The following is a 21,329-nucleotide window of genomic DNA, read 5'->3' on the forward strand; positions in this document are numbered from 1 at the left end:
TTCGCCTCACGCCACATCCGCTCCGAGCCCGGTCATCAGGTCCATGAACTCGGGAAAGCTGGTCGCGATCATCGTCCGGTCGTCGACCGCCACCGGGTTTTCGCTCGCCAGCCCCAGAACGAGGAAGCTCATCGCGATGCGGTGGTCGAGATGGGTTGCCACCGTGCCGCCGCCGAGCCCCTTGCCGTCCGGTCGGCCGCGCACGGCGAGCGTGTCGGCGCCCTCCGTGCAGTCGACGCCATTGGCCTCCAGCCCGCGCGCGACAGCGGCCAGGCGGTCGCTTTCCTTCACGCGCAATTCGTCGAGCCCCCGCATCAGCGTCTCGCCCTCGGCGAAGGCGGCCGCCACCGCCAGCACCGGATATTCGTCGATCATCGACGGCGCCCGCTCGGCCGGCACCGCGACGCCCTTGAGCTCGGATGCGCGCACGCGCAAATCGGCGACGTCCTCGCCGCCGGCCATGCGTTCGTTGAGCAGCTCGATCGAGGCGCCCATCTCGATCAACGTCGTGATCAGCCCGGTGCGGGTCGGGTTCATGAGCACGTTTTCGATCGTGATGTCGGAACCGGGCACGACCAGCGCGGCCACAAGCGGAAAGGCGGCCGAGGACGGGTCGCCCGGCACCGCGATCACCTGGCCGGTAAGCCGGCCCCGGCCTTCCACGCGGATATGGCGGGTGCCGTCGGCGTCGGTCTCGACCTCGATCGCGGCGCCGAAGCCGGCGAGCATCTTTTCGGTGTGGTCGCGGGTCATCACCGGCTCGATCACCGTCGTCACGCCCATGGCGTTGAGCCCGGCCAGAAGCACGGCCGACTTGACCTGGGCGGAGGCGACCGGAACGCGGTAGCTGATCGGCGCGGCATGTTTGGGCCCGTGCAGGGTAAGCGGCATGCGGTCCCCGTCCGCCGCCTCCAGCACCTGGACGCCCATTTGCCGCAGCGGATCGAGCACCCGGCCCATCGGCCGCTGCGACAGCGATGCGTCGCCGACGAAGCGCACGCGCATATCGTAGGGCCCGACCAGGCCCATGGTCAGCCGCGAGCCCGTGCCCGCATTGCCGAAATCGAGCGGCGCCTCGGGCTCGAGCAGGCAGCCATTGCCGGTGCCCGTCACCACCCATTCGGCGCCGTCGCGCACGACGCGTGCGCCCATCGCCGTCATCGCCTCGCCGGTGCGCAGCACGTCCTCGCCTTCCAGCAGGCCCGAAATCCGTGTCTCGCCGGAGGCCAGGCCGCCGAACATCAGGGCACGGTGGGAAATCGACTTGTCGCCGGGCACGCGCACGCGTCCGACAAGCGCGCCGGAGCGGCGGGCGGTGGCGGGCGATTGCGTGGCGGGAGCGTTCATCGTGTGTCGATCCTGATGCGGGCATGATGCGCGATTGTCCGGCCAGGCGCCGGCGGCAAGGGCGGCGGTGTCCTATCACGGCTTTTCGCCACGGTCATCCCTGCCGGTCCGGGCCTGAAAATCAAGCGGGGCAAAGGCCGCATTTGGCTTTGACAGCACGCCAAACTGTGTTTATGGGGACCGATCTTTTTTCAGCAATGAAATGCCCGTTTCCGAGGCGTCAGGCGATGCGGCCGGCCAGAACGGGCCACATCGCGACGAGGCGCTGCCGTGGCTAAACCCGAACTAGGCACCAAACGCATTTGCCCCGAGACGGGTCGAAAATTCTACGATCTGGGCAAGGACCCGATCGTGTCCCCCTATACCGGCACCAGCTATCCGCTGTCTTATTTCGAGGCCGGCGCGGTCGTGGAGGAGGAAGAGGAGGTCGAGCAGGCCGAGGTCGACACCGAGAGCGAAGAGAGCGGTGCGGAAATCGTTTCGCTTGAAGAGGCCGAGGAGGAAGAGACCGGCAAGAGCAGTGATCTTCCCGACATCGACGGCGACGATGACGACGATGTCGATCTGGGCGACGATGACGACGACGACACCTTCCTGGCGAGCGACGACGAGGACGACGATGACGTCACCGGAATCATCGGCGTCGGCGGCGAGGACGACGAGGAAACCTGACCGCCGAAAAATTCCCGCGCAGATCGCGTCCATGCGGGCTTGATCTTCGCGTCTGGCGGCGATAGAAGCCGCCAGCACTTACGCACCGACCCAAGCGGTGCGACGACCTCTTCGCCGGAAACGGCGCCGGTTTCGGCCGGAGTGTGGGGCCATAGCTCAGTTGGGAGAGCGCTTGAATGGCATTCAAGAGGTCAGGGGTTCGACTCCCCTTGGCTCCACCAAATCATACTTTCCCGATGAAATTCCCGCCAACACCTTGAAAGGCAAGGTGGTTTCGGCGGTTCGATAACCTTCATTTCGAAGGTAGGGCAGCTTGCGGGCAAACGCGAGACGGAGCACAAGTCTCTTGTCATCCAAGCGCTCGGAAGCCCAGAGTTTGCAAGGGTTTGCTAGGAATTCCATCGCGGTTCGATAAGTTTCCTTGAAGCCCTTTGCTGGCTGACCGTATTCGGTGATCTTTTCCTTAATCCATAGCTTTCTCCTCTCTAGTTTTCTGATCCTGTCTTCGTACGCCGTTATCAACGCGGGGCTATCAGCGTCGACCACGCGCTCCATCAGCTGGTCCGTCTTTCGCTCGATCTCCCGGAGTTCACGTTTGGCATCGTCGCTGTTCTTGTCCGCCAGCCCTTGCAGGTGATCCCAAAACTCCTCAAGCATGGTGAATACCATCAAGAAGAGATCTCTTTGTGGTGTCATGCAGGAGAGCATCTTCTCGAACTCGCCTTCAATGGCCTCTTTGCGGATTGACTTGCGGTAATCGGGGCATCCTTTCGTGTCACAGAGATAGTAAGGATATCTGCGATTGCGACCGGTGGACCAGCAGGCCGTCAGCGGCTCTCCACATTGACCGCACGAGACGAAACCGCGCATCGGGAAATCCTCGTTTATGTCCTTGCGCGTTGGCGCCCTGGCCGTGTCCTTCATCCGGTCTTGTACGGTGCTCCATGTTGCAAAATCGATCAGTGGCTCGTGCTTTGCCGGATGGAGCGCAATGCCCCACTTGGGAACGTCGATGTATCCGGCATAAAGCGATCGCGTGAGCAGATCGATGACCCGCTGGAAATGCACCTCGCCATTGCGGCTGCGCGGGAACGTTGGCTGGTCCTCAAGGAAACGCTTGACCTCGGCAAGGCTCTCCAGCCGGCGTGACGCATAACTCTGGAAGACTTCGGTCACAATCGAAGCCTCAGGCTCTTTGCGAACCAGCATCTTTCCGTGGCCGGCTACGGTATCGTACCGGTAACCAGTCACCGGTGCGAAACACCAGTAACCGCTCAGCACGCGCGCCCGCATTTTCTGGACCACCTGACGGCCATTCTGCTCGCGTTCCAGTTCGCCCTGGGCGGCAAGCACCGTCTCGATGAACTTGCCCTCCGGCGTATCCTCGAACTTGAAACTCAGGCATTCGATCCGCGCTCCGCGCGACTTGAACGCCCGGCGCAGCCGGATATGAAACTCGGTATCGCGGGCGAAACGCTTTAGATCGTCGAAAATGACGATGTAGTCCTTGTTCGGTTGTGCATCGAGATAGGAGAGAAGTGCGACCATGCCGGGCCGCTTCATGAAGTCTCCGCCGCCCGAGACGTCATCGGGAAAGACGGCTTCTACGTGATAGCCCATGCTGTCGGCATGTTGGCGGCATCTGAGTTCCTGCGAATCGAGACCGTGGCCCTGTTTCGCCTGCTTTGTCGATGAGACGCGGCAATAGATGACGGCTCTTTGCGGACTCGGGTCTTCGGGCATCTGTCTACTTCTTCCTCCTCCCACGGTTCCGCGCTTTGAGGCGGAACGTGTCAGTCAATGAATTGTCGGTGTTGGGTACCTTCTCAAACTCTAGCACAGGCGCTTTGGCCGATGCATCTTCCGTTACAGACGGCCTTACGACCTGCTGGACCGGATCCAGCCGGAAGGCGCGGTAGGCAAAGCCTTCCACCACGCGCCAGACAGTGTGGATCAGTTCGGCCTTCTCCTCTTCGGTCAGGTCAAAGCGATCCACGAAGTGGCGGTATTTTTCGATGTCAGGGGTCATGATAATAGCTCGTGCTTGCGGCGCCGACGAACGGGCGCAAGTCTTGTGGTCAAGGTAAGCGTTCGAAAGCCAGTCTAAAGATTGTCCTGGCGGCCCGCACCACCTGCCAGCGCTCAAAGCGAACGCCGACTCTTGATTTGGGAGCCCTAGCGGCTCGCCGCAACACCAAAAGTTATGTAAATATTTCCAAAGTGCAAAGTGGTCGAGGAATAAGAATATTGTCCTATACCAGATCGTGAATGTCAAGCAAAAAACACAGCTGACTGAGCTAACTAGCCGCTCTTCTCGAAAACAATGAGAGCAAGCCGCCCGGTCGACTCCGCAAACTTTCTGAACTGATCAAATAAACTCGGCTCGCTATGGATATCGTGAACAAAGAAATTATTCAGATCGTTGAAGAATTTACCATAGTCGTTGACCTCGGTGATATCCATAACGATCGATTCTGACCACCTAAAATTGCTCAGGAAGAATTTCTTCTGATCAAGTTGCGCTGAGTGCGGGACAATCACCAGAGAGAAGGCCGGGACCGATATCCTAGTCTCGTGGCGAATCTGTCGCAATGCATAATCGGCGTAAGAATAATTATAGTAACGTGAAAGGAATTGGCCGTCAAAAGGGCAAAAAGAGTCGTTACAACTTTCGTCATTGATGGCCTGCAGGTTTGCTGCCTCGTAAATTCTTACATCATCCAAAAGTGAGGGATATATCAATACCCCTATGTTCTCTTTGCGTACGCCGAACGAATTTATTGCATAATCAGGTAAAATAGAAATAAATGCATCTGTGATGGCTTTCTTTCGATGGCTATCTATGGCCCCTTTGTCTCGAAAGAGCACGAAACCATACAGACCAAAACCAAGAAAATGTTTCTTTGAGTCCTTGTGGTCTTTCTCAAGGATGGCTCGACCAAGGAATTCTAGCTGAAGCTCTTGCCGGCTGAGATAGTTCTTAAGGCTGGTGCTGGGGACGTGAAGCACCTTTCCAAAACCACCACCGCCTCCGACCTCAAGCTCGTAGAGGTCGAGCGCATATCGCGTGTCACCGTCAGAGCCAACGATCAAGCTACCGATCCCAGACTTAAACATAGCTCCATATCCGCAAAATGTAGCAACAAAGTCGGTACGGTCGCGCCGCTCGAGGACCAGGCAATCGGTGTCTTCCTCCGACAACGTAGCTTCGTCAACGCGTTCGAGATCATGCAGCGGGAAAGAGAACTGAAACAATGACAGCGCTCGCAGATCGTATGCAAGCTTGCCCGAAGGTGGGATTTGTATCACGGCCAAGTCATTCGCAGCGGTAGGCGCACTGTACAATGAGGCAAGGCCGATCAAGAAGACCGGAATCAGGCGCCGAAGCACCGCAAAGCCACGAATGCAGAGATAGGCGCCGGCGAACGCTAGGATGAAGAAGCCGATGAGTTCATATCGGTTCAAGGGGCGCTCTGCCACGAGATCGGCGTAAAACCAAGCCGCGGCACTTGTTGAAAGGGCAATCACCAACGGCCACGGTTGGGTGAACAAGAACCGAAACACTGCCTCAACGTATGGCTTGAGTGCTTCTTGCATGTTTCCCCCGGAGGAAGTCGTCTAGTTAGTGATAATGTTATCGGATCGGGGCCGCATAGTCATTACCTCCGACCAGTTGCGGAGTCGACGTGACCGTTCTGGTCGCCAGGCATTGTCACACACTTTACCACTTTGAACGCAGACATCTCCCTCCGCCGCCACTTTTGGCAGTGGTCTCACGTGATGCAACTTTTGGTATTGTTAGAGGATGTCCCGCCAGTTATTGTTGGCGCTACGCTTTCCTATTTGGGAGGAAATCATGCAGTTTTTGGCGGAAGTCCCGTTTGCAAGCGACCAGCCGCAGTTAACCCTGGACTTAAAAGACGCTCTTCGAGGCGGCGGGCTCAAGTTTGTTGGTGAAGGAGAACTCTCCGCTCAAAAAACCGACCGAAGACTTTACATACAGGCGAACAGCAAGAGCGCAGGCTACAAGAATTATGTTCGTTATGCCGGAAGTTCGGCGATCCTCGACGGCGACACCAACGATGGGCGAGGTTTCTATGTTGGTCGCAACGGGTGGCATGAAGACGCGACGTTTTCTTTCGAATACACGATCTCATTCTATGCGACGGGTCAACGTTTGGTTGGGCTAGGTGGCGCTACGTTTGCGCAGGCAAGCCATCTGTTTGGTAGTGAGTGCCACGGCGCGCTGGACTCGAACGAACCGCTGCGTAGTGTTCGTGTAGCGTTCGACGGCGGTTTGGTGCGAGGCGCTGTTAGGATATACAAGATCTAGCCCCTCCATCGCTCAGAAATTTGCTGAACGAGATGTAGTCCTGTTGGTCTTTGGTCGAACAGGACACAAGGACAAGGAACTGCCGGTCTCGTACTGCCTGAGCGAGAGAGATTTTGCTCCGAAGTCACCGTGCCAGTATACTGATCGTTGTTGCCAAGACGCGGGAGCGGCACTATGCGCCTTTCATGGAGAACATTTTTCTTTGCGGTTGCGACCGGAGCCCTGGCTACTGTGCTCGGGTCACTTGCTATCGGCGCGTTCACGAGCGGCGAAGGTATTGCGCAGATCAGCCAAACCCAAGGCAATGACGCTAGCGTCGGAAATGTTCAGATCGGAACAAATTCGGGTACCGTCAACAATACAGTGAACAGCGGCGATATAACCATTATCTTTAAGGAAGCGTCGAGTGGTCTGACTTCGACGACAGAAATCGAACGACTTGACAAGTTCCGCACTTTGTTGGGGAGGCTGGAGCGTTCGGGAGCGCTCCTAGCCTCAAGAGACGCCATGGAAGAGATCGCGAATAGCGCTGTGGCGCTGCTTAGCACCGAGCCCTTGGTTCGCGATGTCATCGCTGATCGACAGTTCTCCCTGCGGCAAAATCAGACACACTCAATAGCTGGCTCCAGAAACCGCGTTACCTACCTCGGCATCAAATGCGGCGGAGCTCGGGTAGATCACATCGCTCTCGTTTTGAACGGGGCTGAGGACAACTGCGTCGGGCCAGGAGAAGCCAAGATTTTTGCAGAGGGCGGGCGCTATTACGAATTGGTCTATGATGGATTGGACTATGCCCGCGGCGAAGCCAAGTTCAGCATCTACCCAGTATCGGAGGATCAACAAGGACTTTTGACGCCAGTACCGGACGCTGAATACGGTGAGATATTTCGGTGGAACAGGGGCACTTACCATTGCAACGGCGCCTACATCCAACGAGGTGCCCAGTGGTTCTGCAGTTCTAGGCCGCAAAAGCGATAGAGCAAACACCTTCGACTGCGTTAGGAGCGTAGGGTCTGTTGTTTGAACGGTTCCATGAACAGGGCCGTCCCTTTGGAGTCGCGCTGCTCCGGAAAAGCGTTGTTCGCGCGCAGTCAGCGCCGTTGCCCGTCGTGTTTAACGTTGCTTCGGTGACCGCTGGGCACTTGTAGTGCGGGCATTGCTTCCTGGAGTTGATTGCCAATGAGTCCAGAACGAAGCAGTTGGCGGTGAAGAGCAGTCCGATAGCGATTGAAGAAGTCGAACGGCTGGAGAGAGCCGAGCTAGCTGGGGACTGGCCCACTTATCTCAGCCTGCGCTCCGAGTTGGTCAATCGAACCATGGGTCCCAACTCAATGACACCCGCGCTCGCCGTTAAGGCGGCGATCCGAGAATTGACCGAGCGCAACCGCCTTACTGTACCGGCATATGCGGCATGCAAGTTGGAGGGGGTCGATGAGGCGGGACGGGCATCGTCTCACGCAATCTCTTTGTGCCTCCACGCCGCGTGGTATCTTGAGAGCGCCGGTGTGATTAGAGCGCCGATCCGATCCTTCATTCAGTGGGAGCTTCTGACCTCGTCGTGAGATATGGAGTTGCCTTGCGGAAATAATGACGCCGTGAAGCTGCTGCCCAGAGCCGTCAGAGCGGGTCACGGCAAAAGGGCTTCAGCTCCGCCTGTTGCGCCCCCGAACGCGGTTCTTCGAACCAGGGCGCCCTGAAGGTGCGCGCGTTTCGCAAGATGTGTGCGGATGTATTACACCGCACCCTCTTGGCAAGGGAGGCCCGCTGCGCGCCTCCCGTTGCATCCCTCCCGGCCTGTGGCGCAATCCTCGGCATTGAGCCTCGATGCGCCAGTCAACCGTATCGCCGGTTGATTACTCGCAAGGCCTGGAGACGTGCCTTCTCCACCTGCACCGGACCATGCACAATCGTCTGGCCGATTGATCACCAGTCAGGGAGCCTTCGAGCTCCCCCGACGCCCCCATGACCCGACGGAGATTTCACTCTCCCTCCGGCCACCCATCGAGCTTTCTGCCCTCATGCGATCCGGATCACCTGCCCTCGCGCGACCATCGATCTCGGACCCCAACTTGGTTAAGCTACGCAATGGAGCGAACAGAAATGCATCAGATACTCTCCGATCTTCAACTTCGACGGCTGCTGGATAACGGTCGGCGGCAGCAGGACGCGAATAATACTGGCGAAAAATGCAGGATGGTCCCGCAGGCCTACCTACACCTGCCAAGGAGCCCATCGTCGTCCTGGCTTCTGGCGAGCATCGATCCAGGAGATCACTACATGGCATTTGGGCTCATGACGATCGCGGGCGCACCCCCTGAGCTCGGATATGTTCGACTCAGCGAACTTGCCACCCTCCGAGGCTATCGAGAGCAGGGTGTATCCCACGACCCGCTGTTCGACGACGCCAGGGAACTTGATATTCTGGAGTATGCCGAAATGGCAAAACTCGAAGGCCAGATCGTTCTGGTATTTGACGAGAAAGTCGACCCGGATGAGATCAAGAGGGAACTGGGTTGGGAATGATCGCTGGCGAGTGCGATCATACTATCGACGTTGAGTATCGGTTTCTCTGCGTTTCTTCGATGAAAGATTGACCACGACAACGTCGATCAAGCGACGCAAGTCCTGCGGCATCGCTGTAGTGATCGCGTCCCGAAGGGCGCCCGGACTAGCAATGTCCGTGTTCTGCCGGCCTGCGATTGGCTCGCCAGGGCCAAACCACAAAACGAGATAAACGCCTTGCTGCGCCGCATCTGGATGCGAGCTGTAGCGCTCGTGAAGCTGCGCCGCGGCAGCAGAAAACAGGTCTTTATGCCACTGTCCCTTGACCTCCATTACGAGCAGCTTTTGGCGACCGCCTAGCATCGCTGAAACGCAGATATCAGAGCGCGTTTGATCCGCCATGTAACGCTCGATGATCACATTCAGATTGAGCGCCGACATACGGCCTTGTAACCGGTCGACTATGCGGTCGCGCGCTGTGTTTTCGTCGACATGTTTGCCGTTGACGTAGAATGTAGAGAGCGGATTGGTCTCGCTGCCGTGGACCCAGGTCTCCAGCTTCGTTAGCTCTTCGACCATCAATGCACGCAAATCTTCGACAGTGGCCAGGCGGTTACGATCCAGCATGTCCACAACATCGGCAGCCGACGGAGCTTTGAAGTCCTTCAATGACCTCTTGCGTACGGCGGCAGCGCGCTGGCTTTTAAGGGAATCGAGAAATTTTGTGAACCGCGTATCCGCAAGAAGTCGATCAAGAACCGGGATGCTGTTGCATGGTGCATCTTGGCCGATGCGCCATACGATATCCGTCAGGAATCGATAGGCTGTCTCCCCCGGGGGGTCTCCAGTGCCGTAAGAACTAGGTAGAAAAACCTCAGGCCAGGCGTCTACGTACATATCCAAGATCCTGAAAATTTTCTCTGCCGATAAATTTGGCCAAGCCTCGCTATCGCCTCTGCCAAATCGTCCGGCGCGCGATTCGATCATGAAAATAGCATCAGGATCAGACGCAAAACGGTGCCAGACCTCTATTGGCGGACTATCGAGAAAAAAGAGGCCGCGCAGAAGCCAAAAATCACGAGTCTTAGCGTCTTGATCCGATGCGGCAGCGTTCGATGCGAACGTGGTACACTGGCCAGATACCAAGGTCGTCAACGCTGCTCGGTCGCTACGTTTTGTGCAGATATCGAACAACGTCTCACGCGCGCTCCATGGCATCCTTGGGAACCTTACCAGCCATTCAAATGCCAGCTTGTCACGGATGGGCGCGAAGGCATTGTCATATTGCAACTTGCCCACGTCTGTTGCTACGTCAAACGCACGGGACAATTGCGGCTCGATGAAGGTTCGGGCGAATGCCTCGATTTCGTCGTTGTCCGGAAAAATACGCCGATCGATTGCCGCTTTAACGCGTTCGGATTCACCTTCCTCGTAACCTTCGTACCCGGCAATATCGGTCCGAACGGCCCGCAGTACATCGACATCGATAGCATCGAGATTTCCCGCTGCACGAAAATGCGCAAGACAAGCCGCATGTAGCACGCGAAGAACGTAGGGCGTTTCGTCTACTAGCGAGGCAAGGGACGGGGTGTGCGGCCGAAGGAATTCAAAGCAGTTGACTAGGGCTCGATCCGCCTCAGCTACGTTGTCAAATACGTCACCGAGATTTTGTGGGCTAATCAGATATTGATCGGCGATCCATTTGAGCGCTGGCCAGTCTGTCCCGGACGCGATCCTGTCCTGATTTGCCTCAAAATAGTTGCGCGTCTGTTCCTTTTGTTCTGCCTCCCACCGCTGGTGTCTTCGATGTGGTCGGCGCCAAGTCGTCCGCTCTCGCATTCCAGCCGCGCGCGCATCGCGCTCGCCTTTTGTCCAGATGCGGAGCAAGTTGGAATCCCGGCGCGCCTGCGAACGCAGGCGTGTACGCAGGTCGTCAGGGCCTTGCTGCGCTGCGTAGCGATTGTGACTACGGTAGAAACCTTCCCAAAGTACGGCATTCTTCGTCTCGAACGCGTGATCTACGATAGCAAGATGGTCCGCGTGGCTGAGATAGAGCCCGGCATGGCCGTAGGATAGGGAAAGCTTCACATGAATGTCCCAAACATCGTTCGCGCTCTTCTGGCCTTCGAATGCCAGGCGGTGGATCGCTTGGCGAAGCGTGTTATCTTCTCTCAGAGCTTTGACGGACACACTATTTTCTTCCGTCGCTGGCCCCTTGAAGCGAAGTGACTTCGTCCACGACCATATTCGCGACGGATCATGTGGCTTTGAAGCCAGAGTGAAGTATCGATCCAGCAACTGGCTAATGATACGGCTGATCGAATGCAGGCATGTGCAGCCGTGCGCGTTTGTGGCACCGCATGTGCACGATAGATCGCGCGTCAGTTCGTCAAGTAGCCATCTAACGTCCTCAAGGCCCAACCCTTGGACAAATGTCCGGACGTAGAATCGGTGTTCGACATATTGATCGTTGCGGCGTCGTTCATCTCCGCAATATTGACCCGATGCCTTGAGTAGGGCCAGCTTGTCCTCACGGCGCAACACGCCGTCCTGGTACAGAGGGGCAGTCTCTGCCGCAATCCGCAGCGACGTTTGGTCGCCGAGATTCACCAGCGCAAGGAAATCTTTGCCATGGTCGTGCTCTGAAAGCTCAAGAAGAAGGCGTTGCACGCGGATACGAGTTGATCGAGGGGCTTCGTTCTGTAGCAACAAACTCCTCAATTCGGGCACAAGGTCGCGAACAGCCTCCGAACCTTGCAAGAGTTCGAGCAGCAGATCGCGCAGCTCCTCAACCACTTCGTGGCCCACGAGCTCCGTTCTGACCAAATCAAGCAAGTGGCCCTCGAAGAACCCAGCAACGCTGAAGGTTCGCCGCGAATCGCTTCGGCGGAAGTGAGGGTCGATTTCCGAGAGCTGGCGCAATCTTCTCAGCAGAAGGCCCTTAGAGGACCGTACCATCTGCGAGGGGTCGCCGTTCGCGAGAACGGCATAGGGATCCGTCTCAATGCAAGCGGTTTGCGCTTCTTGACTGCCGAATGTGGCCATCCAACCAAGCAGCCCCCGGAGCTCGTCGCGAACGACACCATTGGGGGCGACCACAGCGAGTACCCTGCGGATGCTTAGGAGGTCGCTGGCATCGTCGATGCGCCGCACGAGGTACCGGGCAGCGCCATGTTCCGCGACGATACGGTGTACCGGTTCGTGGCGGCCCTGCTCGATGGCTGGCTTGAAGAGTCGCGTATCAAGCGTGTCTCTAAGCAGTGCGTGGTGCCTTTGGGCGAGAGCGTTCAAGTAGGTGAAGTCTCGGTCTTCGGGATCATCGGTCAGCGAAACTCCGCTGGTTCCGGATAAGAGAATCTTTGCGAACAGCTCCTCGCTGACTTCGACTATCGACCTGATTGGCGCGCGGCTGTTTTGTTTCGGTGAATCCTCGCGCTCGCTGGCCAGGCGGGTGACCGCATCGGCAAAAATCTTCCGTTTGCTGGAAAAGCGTCGGCCACCTTGGATGTAGGCCTCCGCAAACAGTTGCAGAAATTGCGGATTGCCAAGCAGTGGTCGCAGTTCAAACCGGTCCGTTTCGCCGACAAACATTGAGAACTCTTCGCCGGGGAAATTAGCTTCGAAAAGCGCCTTTTGTTCTGTCTCCTCGAACGGCAGCAGACTTACGACGGCGGGTTTTTCGCCGAAGCATTCCTCAAGCAACCTTGTTCTCGCCGGGTCCCACTCGCTCGACCGGCTCGATAGTATGACCAGAGGGGCTGACGTTTCGCTCGCCTTCACGACAATCGGGTCAATCGCCTCCGGGTCTAATCTCGCTACCTCGTCGAGTGCGTCGATGATAAGGGCACGCGTTGTGGTGGCTGAGGATTGATGGCGGAAGCGACTGGCCGATCTCGGCTGTACACCTAAAAATCTCCCAAGATCCGCAAGTAAGTCAGACTTTCCCGCTCCCGGCTCGCCGAGGACAAGAACCACCTTGCCGAGCCGCGTCAGAATCGCTTGGTTGATTTGTTTATCTTCGTGGAGCAGACGGCGCTGGATGTAAATCCGACTCATCGGTCCAGAATACGGGGGTGGATTACTCGGCTCCACCAAAAAAAAATCCGCCTCCATCTCAGGGCGCAGCGTCCCCGCTGTGGGAGTGCTAATGGTTGTGGCGCGCCGGCGTTTGCCGGCCGGGCTCTCGTTGAACGGAGCCGCCGTGCCGGCGTCTCCGCCATCCGGCTTCGATCCCTCGCGGTAGTGATAATGACGGCCTGACGGCCGGCTTTGTCATTCAGCCGCGCTGGTCGCGCGCCTGGCACCCCTTTGATCCAGCTTACACCGACGCCGGGGACGTGACCCAATAGCCTCAGGCTCTCCGGCCCGCTCCATTCGCCGCGTGGAAGTGCACGGCTCCCGTGTTGTCGGGCCCGCCTGCGGCGCCGCTGGCGCGGTTCGGCTTTGGCGCCCCCGGCTTTCGGTCCTTTGCGTCCACCGATGGTCGCCGCCGCTTTGGCGACGGCGGTGTCTTTTGTTGCTTTGGGTTTTGGACGCTCGGCGCTGGCCAGGGGTGCATGCGCGGCTTTTTGTGCCTGCCCGGTGGGCAGGGTTCGAAGGGCTTCGCTTTCAACTCTTTGGCTATGAAAGGACCCAAGCCCATGAAACTCACACATCTCAAACTCGAGGAGATTTTTCCCTCCAAACTCAATGTCAGGAAGAAGGGCGGCGGCGATATCTCCGATCTCCTGCCCTCCATCCGTTCGCTCGGCGTGTTGCAGCCCTTGCTGGTCAGGCCGGACGGGGAGGCCTACGAAATCATCGCCGGAGGGCGGCGCTACCGGGCATTGCTCAAACTGGCCGAGGAGGGCATCGCCGAGCCGGTGCCTTGCGCGGTGATGGAAGAAGGCGATGACGCCAAGGCCATCGAGGCCTCCTTGGCCGAAAACATCGCCCGTCTGCCCATGGACGAGATCGACCAGTACAAGGCCTTCGCCGCACTGGTGAAGAAGGGCATGGATCCCGCCGACGTGGCGGCGCAGTTCGGGGTGACGGAACGGCTGGTCAAGCAAAGGCTGGCGATTGCCAATTTGATCGGCCCGATCCTCACTGCCTACCGCAAGGAGGATATCGATCCCGGCACAATTCGGATTCTGACGCTCGCCACCAAGGCGCAGCAAAAGGCATGGTGGGAACTCTTCACCGATGAAGAGCAATACCCGCCCTACGGTCAGGCGCTCAAGGACTGGCTGTTTGGCGGGCAGCATATTCCCGTCACCGCCGCCCTTTTTGCCGAAGAGGAGTATCCGGGCGCCATCATCGCCGACCTGTTCGGGGAAGAACGCTATTTTGCCGATGCGGCCTCCTTCTGGCCGCTACAGAACAAGGCCATTGCCGAAAAGCGCGATGCGTATCTCGCGGCGGGCTGGAAAGAGGTTGTCATCCTCGAACCCGGTGAGCGTTTTGCCACATGGGAGCATGCCAAGGTCGCGAGGAAGAAGGGCGGCAAGGTGTTTATCGCCATTGCCCGCAACGGCGCGGTGACCTTCCATGAAGGTTATCTCACCGCCAAGGAAGCGAGGCGGCTGGAAAAGGCGCAAGCGGGCAAAAGTGGTGAGGGTGATGGCGACGCTGCCGCCGACACCAAAGTCTCACGGCCCGAATGCACCAAGGCGATGGTCAATTATATCGATCTGCACAAGCATGCGGCGGTGCGCACCGGGCTTCTGGCCCACCCCAAGGTCGCGCTGCGGCTGTCAGTGGCCCACATCATCGCCGGATCGAGCCTGTGGAGCGTCCATCCCGAGCCGCAAAAGGCGCATTCAGGGGATATCGGCGAAAGCCTCGCCGGATCAGCGGCGGAAAAGCAGTTCTCAAAGGAACGCGAGGCAATCCGCACGCTTCTGGCCATCGAGGAGCCGGGCGCGGACGAGGATCACCGCATCGTGCCGCCGGGGCTGTTCAAGCATGAGCGCGAACTCGCCGATATCCTCGCCATGCTCTTGCCCATGGACGATGGCACCGTGCTGCGCATCCTGACCTTCGTCATGGCCGAGACGCTCGAAGCCGGAACCGGGCTGATCGAAGGGCTCGGTCTGTTGCTCAAGACCGATATGGCCGATTGGTGGAGCCCGGACGATACCTTCTTCGATCTTCTGCGCGACAAGCCCGCCATCAACGCCATGCTGCGCGAGGTCGCGGACGAGGCGACGGCGGATGCGCATCTTTCCTCCACCGCCAAGGTGCAAAAGAAGATCATCGCCGATTGCCTATCCGGCGAGGGCCGAACCAAGGTCGAAGACTGGCAACCGCGCTACATGCGCTTCCCCGGCACCGGCTACACCGGGCGTTTCGAGAGGTATGCGGTGACGGGGTCGATGGAAGGACGCTCCGACAATGACGTCGACGACACCGACGCCGATGCCGCAAACGCGGAAGACGCGGCGGCCTGAGTTGACACCGAACGATAAGCGCCGCCCGGCCAAACGCCGGGCGGCGCTTCTGAAACAGAATACCAAGATTCTGTTTCAGATTCCCCTTAGCGTGGTGCATTACGCAAGCCGTGCCAAGATGCTACTGAGCTTTCAAACGCATGGGAAAGGGCAGGTTGGTGAAAACTAGTGACGCGAGCAATCAACCGGACCTTATGAGATTGACGATGCCATGGGGTTTTCCCCCGTCGCAAGCCGAAGAGTTGGTCGCGACTCTCCGTGAGCACATTTTCGTAGGAGACGCCCGCTGGTACTTACAGAAGTCAGCCGATCCTGGCCGCGAATTGCTCATTCAGCTAATCGGCAATTTGACGACATGGGTGCCGCTCTCGGCGGCAGCAACCGTTTTTCTCACTACCATCGCTAAGCGGGCAGGCGATGCGACTTGGGATGTGCTCGCAAAGGCCTTCAAAGCCAAAGAGGTAAAGCCACTTGCCGACGTTGCCACAGCTCTCGGCAAGGCATTAGAAAAAGCTGGCCCGGGAACGGAGCTGATTGTCGGTCTCTCCATCCCGGAACCTACTTGGGGGACCGTGCTGATAATTTCGGAGACTGACCCGGTAGAGATAGCGGCGAAGCTGGCGAGGTTCGTCTCGCTCGCCGAAAAGATTTCCACAACTATGGAGGCGGAAGTTGCTGCGGGACGCGCACCACTTGGACGTGCGCTAATCTCAATAGAAGAACATGGAGCGGTGATCCGCTGGATGAGTCAGGCAGATTTTGGGAATCATGAAAGGTTGATTTCCTGAAGCTTGAAACAGAATTCACAACTCAGTTTCACTGAACGTGGCAGGTCCCGTTTTGCGCCCCACCAGTAGCAATGCATTTTCGCGGCTTGACTCGCCAGAACAAAAAAGGAACGAAAGAGCCAAGCCGTTGTGATCCTCGATGCCAGACCTGCCGCCCCGCCGCCGAACGCTGATTGTGCTTTTGAGCTGGGCGCATGCGCGGGGGCACCTGGTACAGGTTGGCTGCGGTTTTCAAGCAGGCGTGCGCTACTACGTGCCGGACGATCTCATCCGCTTGTTCGGGGACGTCGATGTGCAATCACTCGAACGAAAAATGAAATGCGGCCGCTGCGGGCGCGGCGATAACGTGGAGGTCGACCTGCGGCTTCCGAGTGCCGCTGAACGCCAGCGCATGACTATTCGCCGCCTGGTCGATATCCGGGTGAAACGCATTCCGGTATGGAGGGATGACGCTCCTCAGAACAGCGATCCCTGAGCCCGGCCGTTCTGCGGAAACTTGATCTGCGTGGCGGGCTTGTCCACCACGATGAGGGCATCATCTGGCGCGGGCCGCTGAAGATGTTTGGCGTCCGCCCATGGCGCGGTCAGCCATTTGTCGATCTCGTCATGCGTCGAGAGGATGACCGGCATCGCCTTTGGATGGATCGGCGCGACCACGGCATTGGGCTTGGTCGTCAAGAACCCAAAGAGTTGATGATCGCCGGGACCGTCCTTCACCCGGCGAACGCCGTGCCAACTCGTCCACAAACCTGCGAAGAAAAACAAGGGCCGGTCTTCCGCGGCGGCGAACCAATAGTTCCGCTGAATGCCGGTCTCGGGATCCTTGTCGCCTGGCTTTGGGCTGGGCTCGGCAAAGCTGGTCACCGGCACGACGCATCGATGCTCGACCCCGAGATAGGCTTGCCAGTGCCGGTAGTCGGGATGACGGATATTGGTGGTGCCGTAGTCGGCCTTGCCTTTCACGCGTTCCGGCGGCGTCGGCATGCCCCAAAGCAGGCGAACCAGTTCGCGCTCGCCGTCTGGCGCGTTGCGGACGACCGCGCCCGGCTGGTTCGGATAGACATCGAATGAGGGTTCGAGGTTACCGGCGCGATCTCGCATGGCGCGCGTCCATTCGAGGATCGCTTGCTGCGCCGTGGTGAGATTGTAGAGATTGCACATGCCCGGCATGATGCATCGCGCATGTGTGCCTGACCAGAGGATGATTTAGCTTATCGGACTAGGGCGGCACGGAGTTGGCGAACGGCGTTTCGGCAAGGAAGGACGGCCGATGAGTGATCCATATCTGCCACTTGAAATCGTTAGCCTGGTCCTTGCTGCCTACTATCGACTACCCGGCGCGGATCGCACGTACGAACAGGTCAGCGTTGTGGAATCGAAAGGAGGTTGGGACCACGCGGGCCTAACCGAACGCGCGTTTGTCAGCTCTGCCGGCATAGCAGCTGCCGCGCTCGTTTTGCGTGAGAGAGGCCCAAAGCATTTTTCAGATGAGTCGATAGCGTTTTCGATCAGAACTCTCCGCGCGTTCTTTCGGGAGCACCACTACATCGTGGCGAGTGAATTAGCGGACTGGCCAGCCGATCAAAGCTACCGTGCCATGATTTCAGACGCTGGCAAGGCAGCACTTGCTGCCATGCTGGCGAACTCCTGTGTGTTTAATCCTCAATCCCGGCTACTGCTGTTTCCGTTGACTCCAGTTCTCGTGGAAGCTCCGTTCGTTGGGCAGAACTTCTTCATCGTACCGCCGGACAAGCTGACCGCAGAGTTGCCCGCGGCGCTTCAACGCTTGGACCTTGTTACCACGCAGATGCCACCGCTCCGGCGCGAGGGAAGGGCGGTCGAGCCGGTCGGCTCATGGCTCGGTGCGCGTGGCCCAAGCGATAACACCGCAAAGAAGATCAAAAGAATCGTTTTGGGTGCGCTCGCACTGGCGCCGATCTATCGCGAACGATATGGGTTTGTTCTTCGGCCATCGGTTCGGAACTACCTTAGCGTCCACCGAGAAATCGTGGTGGTCACCAGCAACCCGCATACGCCACCCCTAGCCGATGGCTTGCGAATTCGGGTTTGTGATCACGTGTGGCTTCGAATACTCGACTCGATCATCGCCTCGTCCGAGAAGCTCGAGCGCTCGAAACGCAATGCACTGGATTACTTCTTTCGAGGCTGGTTCCTCGATCCAGTCGAGCGTTGCCCCATAATGTTCATGGCCCTTGAGGCGCTGTTCGAAAATCGCGAAGGTCAAGCAACACAGCGCCTTAGGGAGGGCATGTTGACCACCCTCGATGCCGGTCATGCCCTGCCCCAGATCAACAAGATGATTGCCCTGAGAAATAGCGTGATTCACGGCGGGTCGCCGGACGTCTTTGCGTCGTCGATATACCAGAAATACTGGAGTCGGTTTGGAACTGATATTTCGATAGATCTGGAGGTTGCGACCGCGAAGTGTCTGCGAAAGCACGTATTTGGAGATGCGTTCGTGCCGCAGGGCGATCCCCATGAGGAGCTGGTAGCGGAGCATCGTGCGCTGGGCCACTTGCCGACCGAAGATACTCGTCTCGTGATCCCGGAATGGCCTTGAGTGGTGGCGATTGGACCTGCCGGGGAACTAGATTGGACCCTGAGTGCTGATCTAGGTGGCGTTTTCCGCACTGCCGGGAAGCTTAAGAGCCGCGGCAATGCACGCAGCCGTGGGCTCGTAATTGCCAAGGTGTGCCTGCCGCGAGGCCGTCATCCATGTATTGCGTTGGATGCGCGTGAGGTCGATGGCATGGCCGGCCCGTTCGGCGAGTTGTTCGAGATAGAGCAGCTGCGTGCGGCCATTGCCCTCGCGAAACGGATGCACATAGTTGATGTCACCCATGATGGTCCCGGCCTCGCGAGCGAAGCCGGAAGCATCGAGGCCGCCGAGGAACTCCTTTGCGATCAGACGGCGATGTATGTCCGCCATGCCGGTTTCGATGTAGCGGCGGAACTGGAACTGATGCCCGTCCTTCGAAATCTCGACCATGCGCAGTTCGCCCGCCCATTCATAGACATCCTGGAACAGGTAACGGTGGATCGCTTTCAGGTGGGCGAGATCGAAATCGCCGGAGGGAACACCTTCGGCAATCCGCTGCATGACGAACTCCCGCTCGAAATGATCGAGCTCGGCCGCGTCGCGGAGGTTCAGTCTGTTCTTGAGGACGGTGTAGTCAGGCGGATAGCAATAACGGGTATCAGGCTCGCTCATTCAGCGGCATGAACCACGGCGGCGGCCTCGGCGCGCGCCTTGATATAGGCGCGCCGCCTTTCGTGGGACCAGCCCTCGCGCTCGAACATCTCGAACATCGCCGTCTGCTCCGCCGTCGGCGGACTATCCTCGATGGCCTGCAAATGCGCGGCGACGAGCCGGCGCTGCCTGGCCCCGGCAAACTCCTTGTCCTGCTGCGTTTTTGGCGTCTTGCTCATCTCTTCATTCTACCGGATTCATCCTCTCATTGCCAGAATTTCCGGCCCTTTGGGCTCAAACCCGCGCAGAGCCTGGGCCCGCCGGTGACTTGGTGAAAGGTGTCCGATCCCTTTGCCGGCGCTGGCCACCCAGCCGGTTCGATGGCGGTTATTTCGGACCGGCGCCCGCCGTTCAATGGCCTGCCCGCTCCACCCCTCCCGCCTGCGGCCCGAAGCCTTGGCGAAGGGCCGTGTTGACCATGACCGCCGGCCTTGTGACCGGCCCGATCTCTCCCGCGCATCGGCTGGATGGTCCAGCCGCCCAACCAAGCAAAGGAGACATCCTATGGAACACAAACCCACCAACGACAGGCCGCTCTTCCGCGTGACCTTCTCGCGCATCGAGCAGGACAGGGACGGCAACGATATCGTGACCCGGCCCAAGGAGATCGGCGCCATCTGGCCGCGCAAGAACGGCAAGCAGGGCGGCATCCTCTCGTTCGCCCATATCCCGGTCGAACTCGCACAGCGCAAGGGCGTCATCTTCGTCCTGCCGGTCGATCAGGCCGACAACGGGGGGTCGCATTGAGCCCCCGCCCGGAAACCTCCGGCCAAAGGCCGGGCAGTGGCGGCTCGCAGGAGCGGGCCGCCAGCTGCGAAGAGCGCATCGAGCGCCACCTGAAACAGCGGCTCGCCGACCTTCGCCGATTGCTCGACATGAGCGGCGTGGACGAAACCGAAACACTGGCCGAATATGGTCTGTCCTTTGATTACCTTCCGCCTGAAACGTTCCACGATCAGCGCGAGGCCTACTTCCGCTACCAGCTCTCCTGGGGCGGCCCCGGCGATGAGGTCCGCTTCTTCGTCAACCCGGACTTCACCTGCCATCGCATCGAATATTGGTTCCTCGACTGGTTCGATGGCGCCCACCGTGTGCTCGATGGTGACGATGCGGTGCTACTGCACGAAATCTGGCAGTGGTTTGCCGAGACCGGTGCCGTAGAGAGCGAATACGCAAGGGCACAGGCTCCCTAGGCGCTTGCTCCTTGTTGTCTGATCACGTTGACGGGCGCTCGGCCATTCGCTTCAACGACCGGCTGAGCGTCCATTCGGCAACTCCATATTGTTCGGCCAGTTCGGCGCGCGTCGAGGTGCCGAGATCGATCAGGCGTCTTGCCTCAGACAGTTGGCGTTTGCTGAGCTTCGGTGGTCGCCCGATGCGTTTGCCACGAGCCCGCGCGGCCGCAATGCCTTCCTTGGTGCGCTGGATCAGAACGTCGCGCTCGAATTCGGCGACCGCGCTCATCAACGTGAAGGTCAGCTTGCCATGCGGTGTGGCGGTATCGAGACTGAGATCGGCGATATGAAACTGCACCCCGCCACCTTGCAGGGCATGCAGTTCGTTCAGGGCATCGCGCGCCGAGCGAAACGCGCGGTCCAACGACCACACGACGAGGGTATCACCGGGCTCCAAGCGGGCAACCACGGTCTCGTAGACAGGTCGCCGCCGGGCCACGGCGGAAAGGGTTTCGATGTGCAGTTCGTCGGATATCCGTTTCAGTCCGTCAATCTGGCGGTCGGGCCGCTGCTCGGCGGTCGACACGCGGATGTAGGCAATGCGCTTCATAATCGTTTTGTTTCAATGGCTTAAAGTTTCTCTCACATGGCCACACTATTGACCCTTTGTGTGCCGTCCCTCTTCGGACGGCGTTCGTGTTGATCCCGACCCGCCGTACCGGCGGAATTCCTGTCTTTCAGAATATTTTACCAAATCTGAAGCCCGCACTGTTGATTGCCACTGAGAACTGACCCGGCGTTTCCACCGAG

19 protein-coding genes and 1 tRNA gene are annotated in these 21,329 nt (G+C 58.7%); 11 read left to right on the top strand and 9 right to left on the bottom strand.

Features of this window, described 5'->3' with window-relative positions:
* Positions 1-6: 6 nt before the first annotated feature.
* Positions 7-1,347 carry a 3-phosphoshikimate 1-carboxyvinyltransferase gene (gene aroA / locus EP380_RS09380; protein WP_127598155.1) on the bottom strand — a complete coding sequence of 447 codons (1,341 nt, stop codon included), beginning with the start codon at positions 1,345-1,347 and terminating at the stop codon, positions 7-9.
* 270 nt (positions 1,348-1,617) lie between these two features.
* Between aroA and EP380_RS09385 the strand changes: the two genes are divergently transcribed.
* On the top strand, positions 1,618-2,019 hold the full coding sequence (locus EP380_RS09385; protein ID WP_127598157.1) for a TIGR02300 family protein: 402 nt from the start codon (positions 1,618-1,620) through the stop codon (positions 2,017-2,019).
* Between the two features lie 145 nt (positions 2,020-2,164).
* Positions 2,165-2,240: transfer RNA gene (locus EP380_RS09390), tRNA-Ala, on the top strand.
* Here the strand turns inward: EP380_RS09390 and EP380_RS23985 are convergent.
* The 3 genes from EP380_RS23985 to EP380_RS09405 all read right to left on the bottom strand — a co-directional run bounded on the left by EP380_RS23985 (position 2,203) and on the right by EP380_RS09405 (position 5,616).
* On the bottom strand, positions 2,203-3,762 hold the full coding sequence (locus tag EP380_RS23985) for a recombinase family protein (RefSeq protein WP_127598253.1): 1,560 nt from the start codon (positions 3,760-3,762) through the stop codon (positions 2,203-2,205). The genes EP380_RS09390 and EP380_RS23985 overlap by 38 nt on opposite strands.
* A 4-nt stretch (positions 3,763-3,766) precedes the next feature.
* Positions 3,767-4,048: a hypothetical protein gene (locus EP380_RS09400; protein ID WP_127598159.1), complete on the bottom strand. Its 282-nt coding sequence runs from the start codon at positions 4,046-4,048 to the stop codon at positions 3,767-3,769.
* 272 nt (positions 4,049-4,320) lie between these two features.
* A complete protein-coding gene (locus EP380_RS09405) occupies positions 4,321-5,616 on the bottom strand; it encodes a hypothetical protein (protein ID WP_127598161.1) in 1,296 nt (431 codons plus the stop codon).
* 259 nt (positions 5,617-5,875) lie between these two features.
* Between EP380_RS09405 and EP380_RS09410 the strand changes: the two genes are divergently transcribed.
* The 3 genes from EP380_RS09410 (at position 5,876) to EP380_RS09420 (ending at position 8,875) form a co-directional block, all read left to right on the top strand.
* Positions 5,876-6,352: a hypothetical protein gene (locus EP380_RS09410; protein WP_127598163.1), complete on the top strand. Its 477-nt coding sequence runs from the start codon at positions 5,876-5,878 to the stop codon at positions 6,350-6,352.
* Between the two features lie 174 nt (positions 6,353-6,526).
* A complete protein-coding gene (locus tag EP380_RS09415) occupies positions 6,527-7,330 on the top strand; it encodes a hypothetical protein (protein ID WP_127598165.1) in 804 nt (267 codons plus the stop codon).
* A gap of 1,122 nt (positions 7,331-8,452) precedes the next feature.
* Positions 8,453-8,875 (top strand): DUF2958 domain-containing protein, encoded by a 423-nt coding sequence (locus tag EP380_RS09420; RefSeq protein ID WP_164749810.1) that lies wholly within the window; start codon positions 8,453-8,455, stop codon positions 8,873-8,875.
* Positions 8,876-8,896: 21 nt separating this feature from the next.
* Here the strand turns inward: EP380_RS09420 and EP380_RS09425 are convergent, their stop codons facing one another.
* Entirely contained in the window at positions 8,897-12,967 is a 4,071-nt protein-coding gene (locus tag EP380_RS09425; RefSeq protein WP_238719795.1) for an NACHT domain-containing protein, read from the bottom strand.
* 287 nt (positions 12,968-13,254) lie between these two features.
* Between EP380_RS09425 and EP380_RS09430 the strand changes: the two genes are divergently transcribed.
* From EP380_RS09430 to EP380_RS09440, 3 genes are all read left to right on the top strand, one after another.
* Entirely contained in the window at positions 13,255-15,285 is a 2,031-nt protein-coding gene (locus EP380_RS09430; protein ID WP_127598171.1) for a ParB/RepB/Spo0J family partition protein, read from the top strand.
* A 194-nt stretch (positions 15,286-15,479) separates the two neighbouring features.
* A complete protein-coding gene (locus EP380_RS09435) occupies positions 15,480-16,073 on the top strand; it encodes a hypothetical protein (RefSeq protein WP_238719796.1) in 594 nt (197 codons plus the stop codon).
* Positions 16,074-16,212: 139 nt separating this feature from the next.
* A complete protein-coding gene (locus EP380_RS09440) occupies positions 16,213-16,548 on the top strand; it encodes a hypothetical protein (RefSeq protein WP_127598175.1) in 336 nt (111 codons plus the stop codon).
* Here EP380_RS09440 and EP380_RS09445 read toward each other — a convergent pair.
* Positions 16,530-17,234 carry an SOS response-associated peptidase gene (locus EP380_RS09445; protein ID WP_127598255.1) on the bottom strand — a complete coding sequence of 235 codons (705 nt, stop codon included), beginning with the start codon at positions 17,232-17,234 and terminating at the stop codon, positions 16,530-16,532. The two genes, EP380_RS09440 and EP380_RS09445, sit on opposite strands and share 19 nt — an antisense overlap.
* Positions 17,235-17,343: 109 nt before the next feature.
* On the opposite strand from EP380_RS09445, the gene EP380_RS09450 reads away from it, so the two are divergent.
* Positions 17,344-18,654 carry a hypothetical protein gene (locus EP380_RS09450; protein ID WP_127598178.1) on the top strand — a complete coding sequence of 437 codons (1,311 nt, stop codon included), beginning with the start codon at positions 17,344-17,346 and terminating at the stop codon, positions 18,652-18,654.
* Positions 18,655-18,705: 51 nt separating this feature from the next.
* Here the strand turns inward: EP380_RS09450 and EP380_RS09455 are convergent, their stop codons facing one another.
* Both EP380_RS09455 and EP380_RS09460 read right to left on the bottom strand, forming a co-directional pair.
* Complete coding sequence (locus EP380_RS09455) at positions 18,706-19,305, bottom strand: Fic/DOC family protein (RefSeq protein WP_127598180.1); 600 nt, start codon at positions 19,303-19,305, stop codon at positions 18,706-18,708.
* A complete protein-coding gene (locus EP380_RS09460; protein ID WP_127598182.1) occupies positions 19,302-19,523 on the bottom strand; it encodes a hypothetical protein in 222 nt (73 codons plus the stop codon). Before EP380_RS09460 ends, EP380_RS09455 begins: the two co-directional genes overlap by 4 nt.
* A 325-nt stretch (positions 19,524-19,848) precedes the next feature.
* On the opposite strand from EP380_RS09460, the gene EP380_RS09465 reads away from it, so the two are divergent.
* A complete protein-coding gene (locus tag EP380_RS09465) occupies positions 19,849-20,091 on the top strand; it encodes a hypothetical protein (RefSeq protein ID WP_127598184.1) in 243 nt (80 codons plus the stop codon).
* Positions 20,088-20,537, top strand: coding sequence for a hypothetical protein (locus tag EP380_RS09470; protein WP_127598186.1), 450 nt, complete (start codon positions 20,088-20,090; stop codon positions 20,535-20,537). Before EP380_RS09465 ends, EP380_RS09470 begins: the two co-directional genes overlap by 4 nt.
* 22 nt (positions 20,538-20,559) lie before the next feature.
* Here EP380_RS09470 and EP380_RS09475 read toward each other — a convergent pair whose 3' ends face one another.
* Positions 20,560-21,129 (bottom strand): recombinase family protein, encoded by a 570-nt coding sequence (locus EP380_RS09475; protein ID WP_127598188.1) that lies wholly within the window; start codon positions 21,127-21,129, stop codon positions 20,560-20,562.
* Positions 21,130-21,329 lie beyond the last annotated feature (200 nt).

The sequence above is a fragment of the Nitratireductor alexandrii genome (assembly GCF_004000215.1).
Classification (GTDB): domain Bacteria; phylum Pseudomonadota; class Alphaproteobacteria; order Rhizobiales; family Rhizobiaceae; genus Mangrovimarina; species Mangrovimarina alexandrii.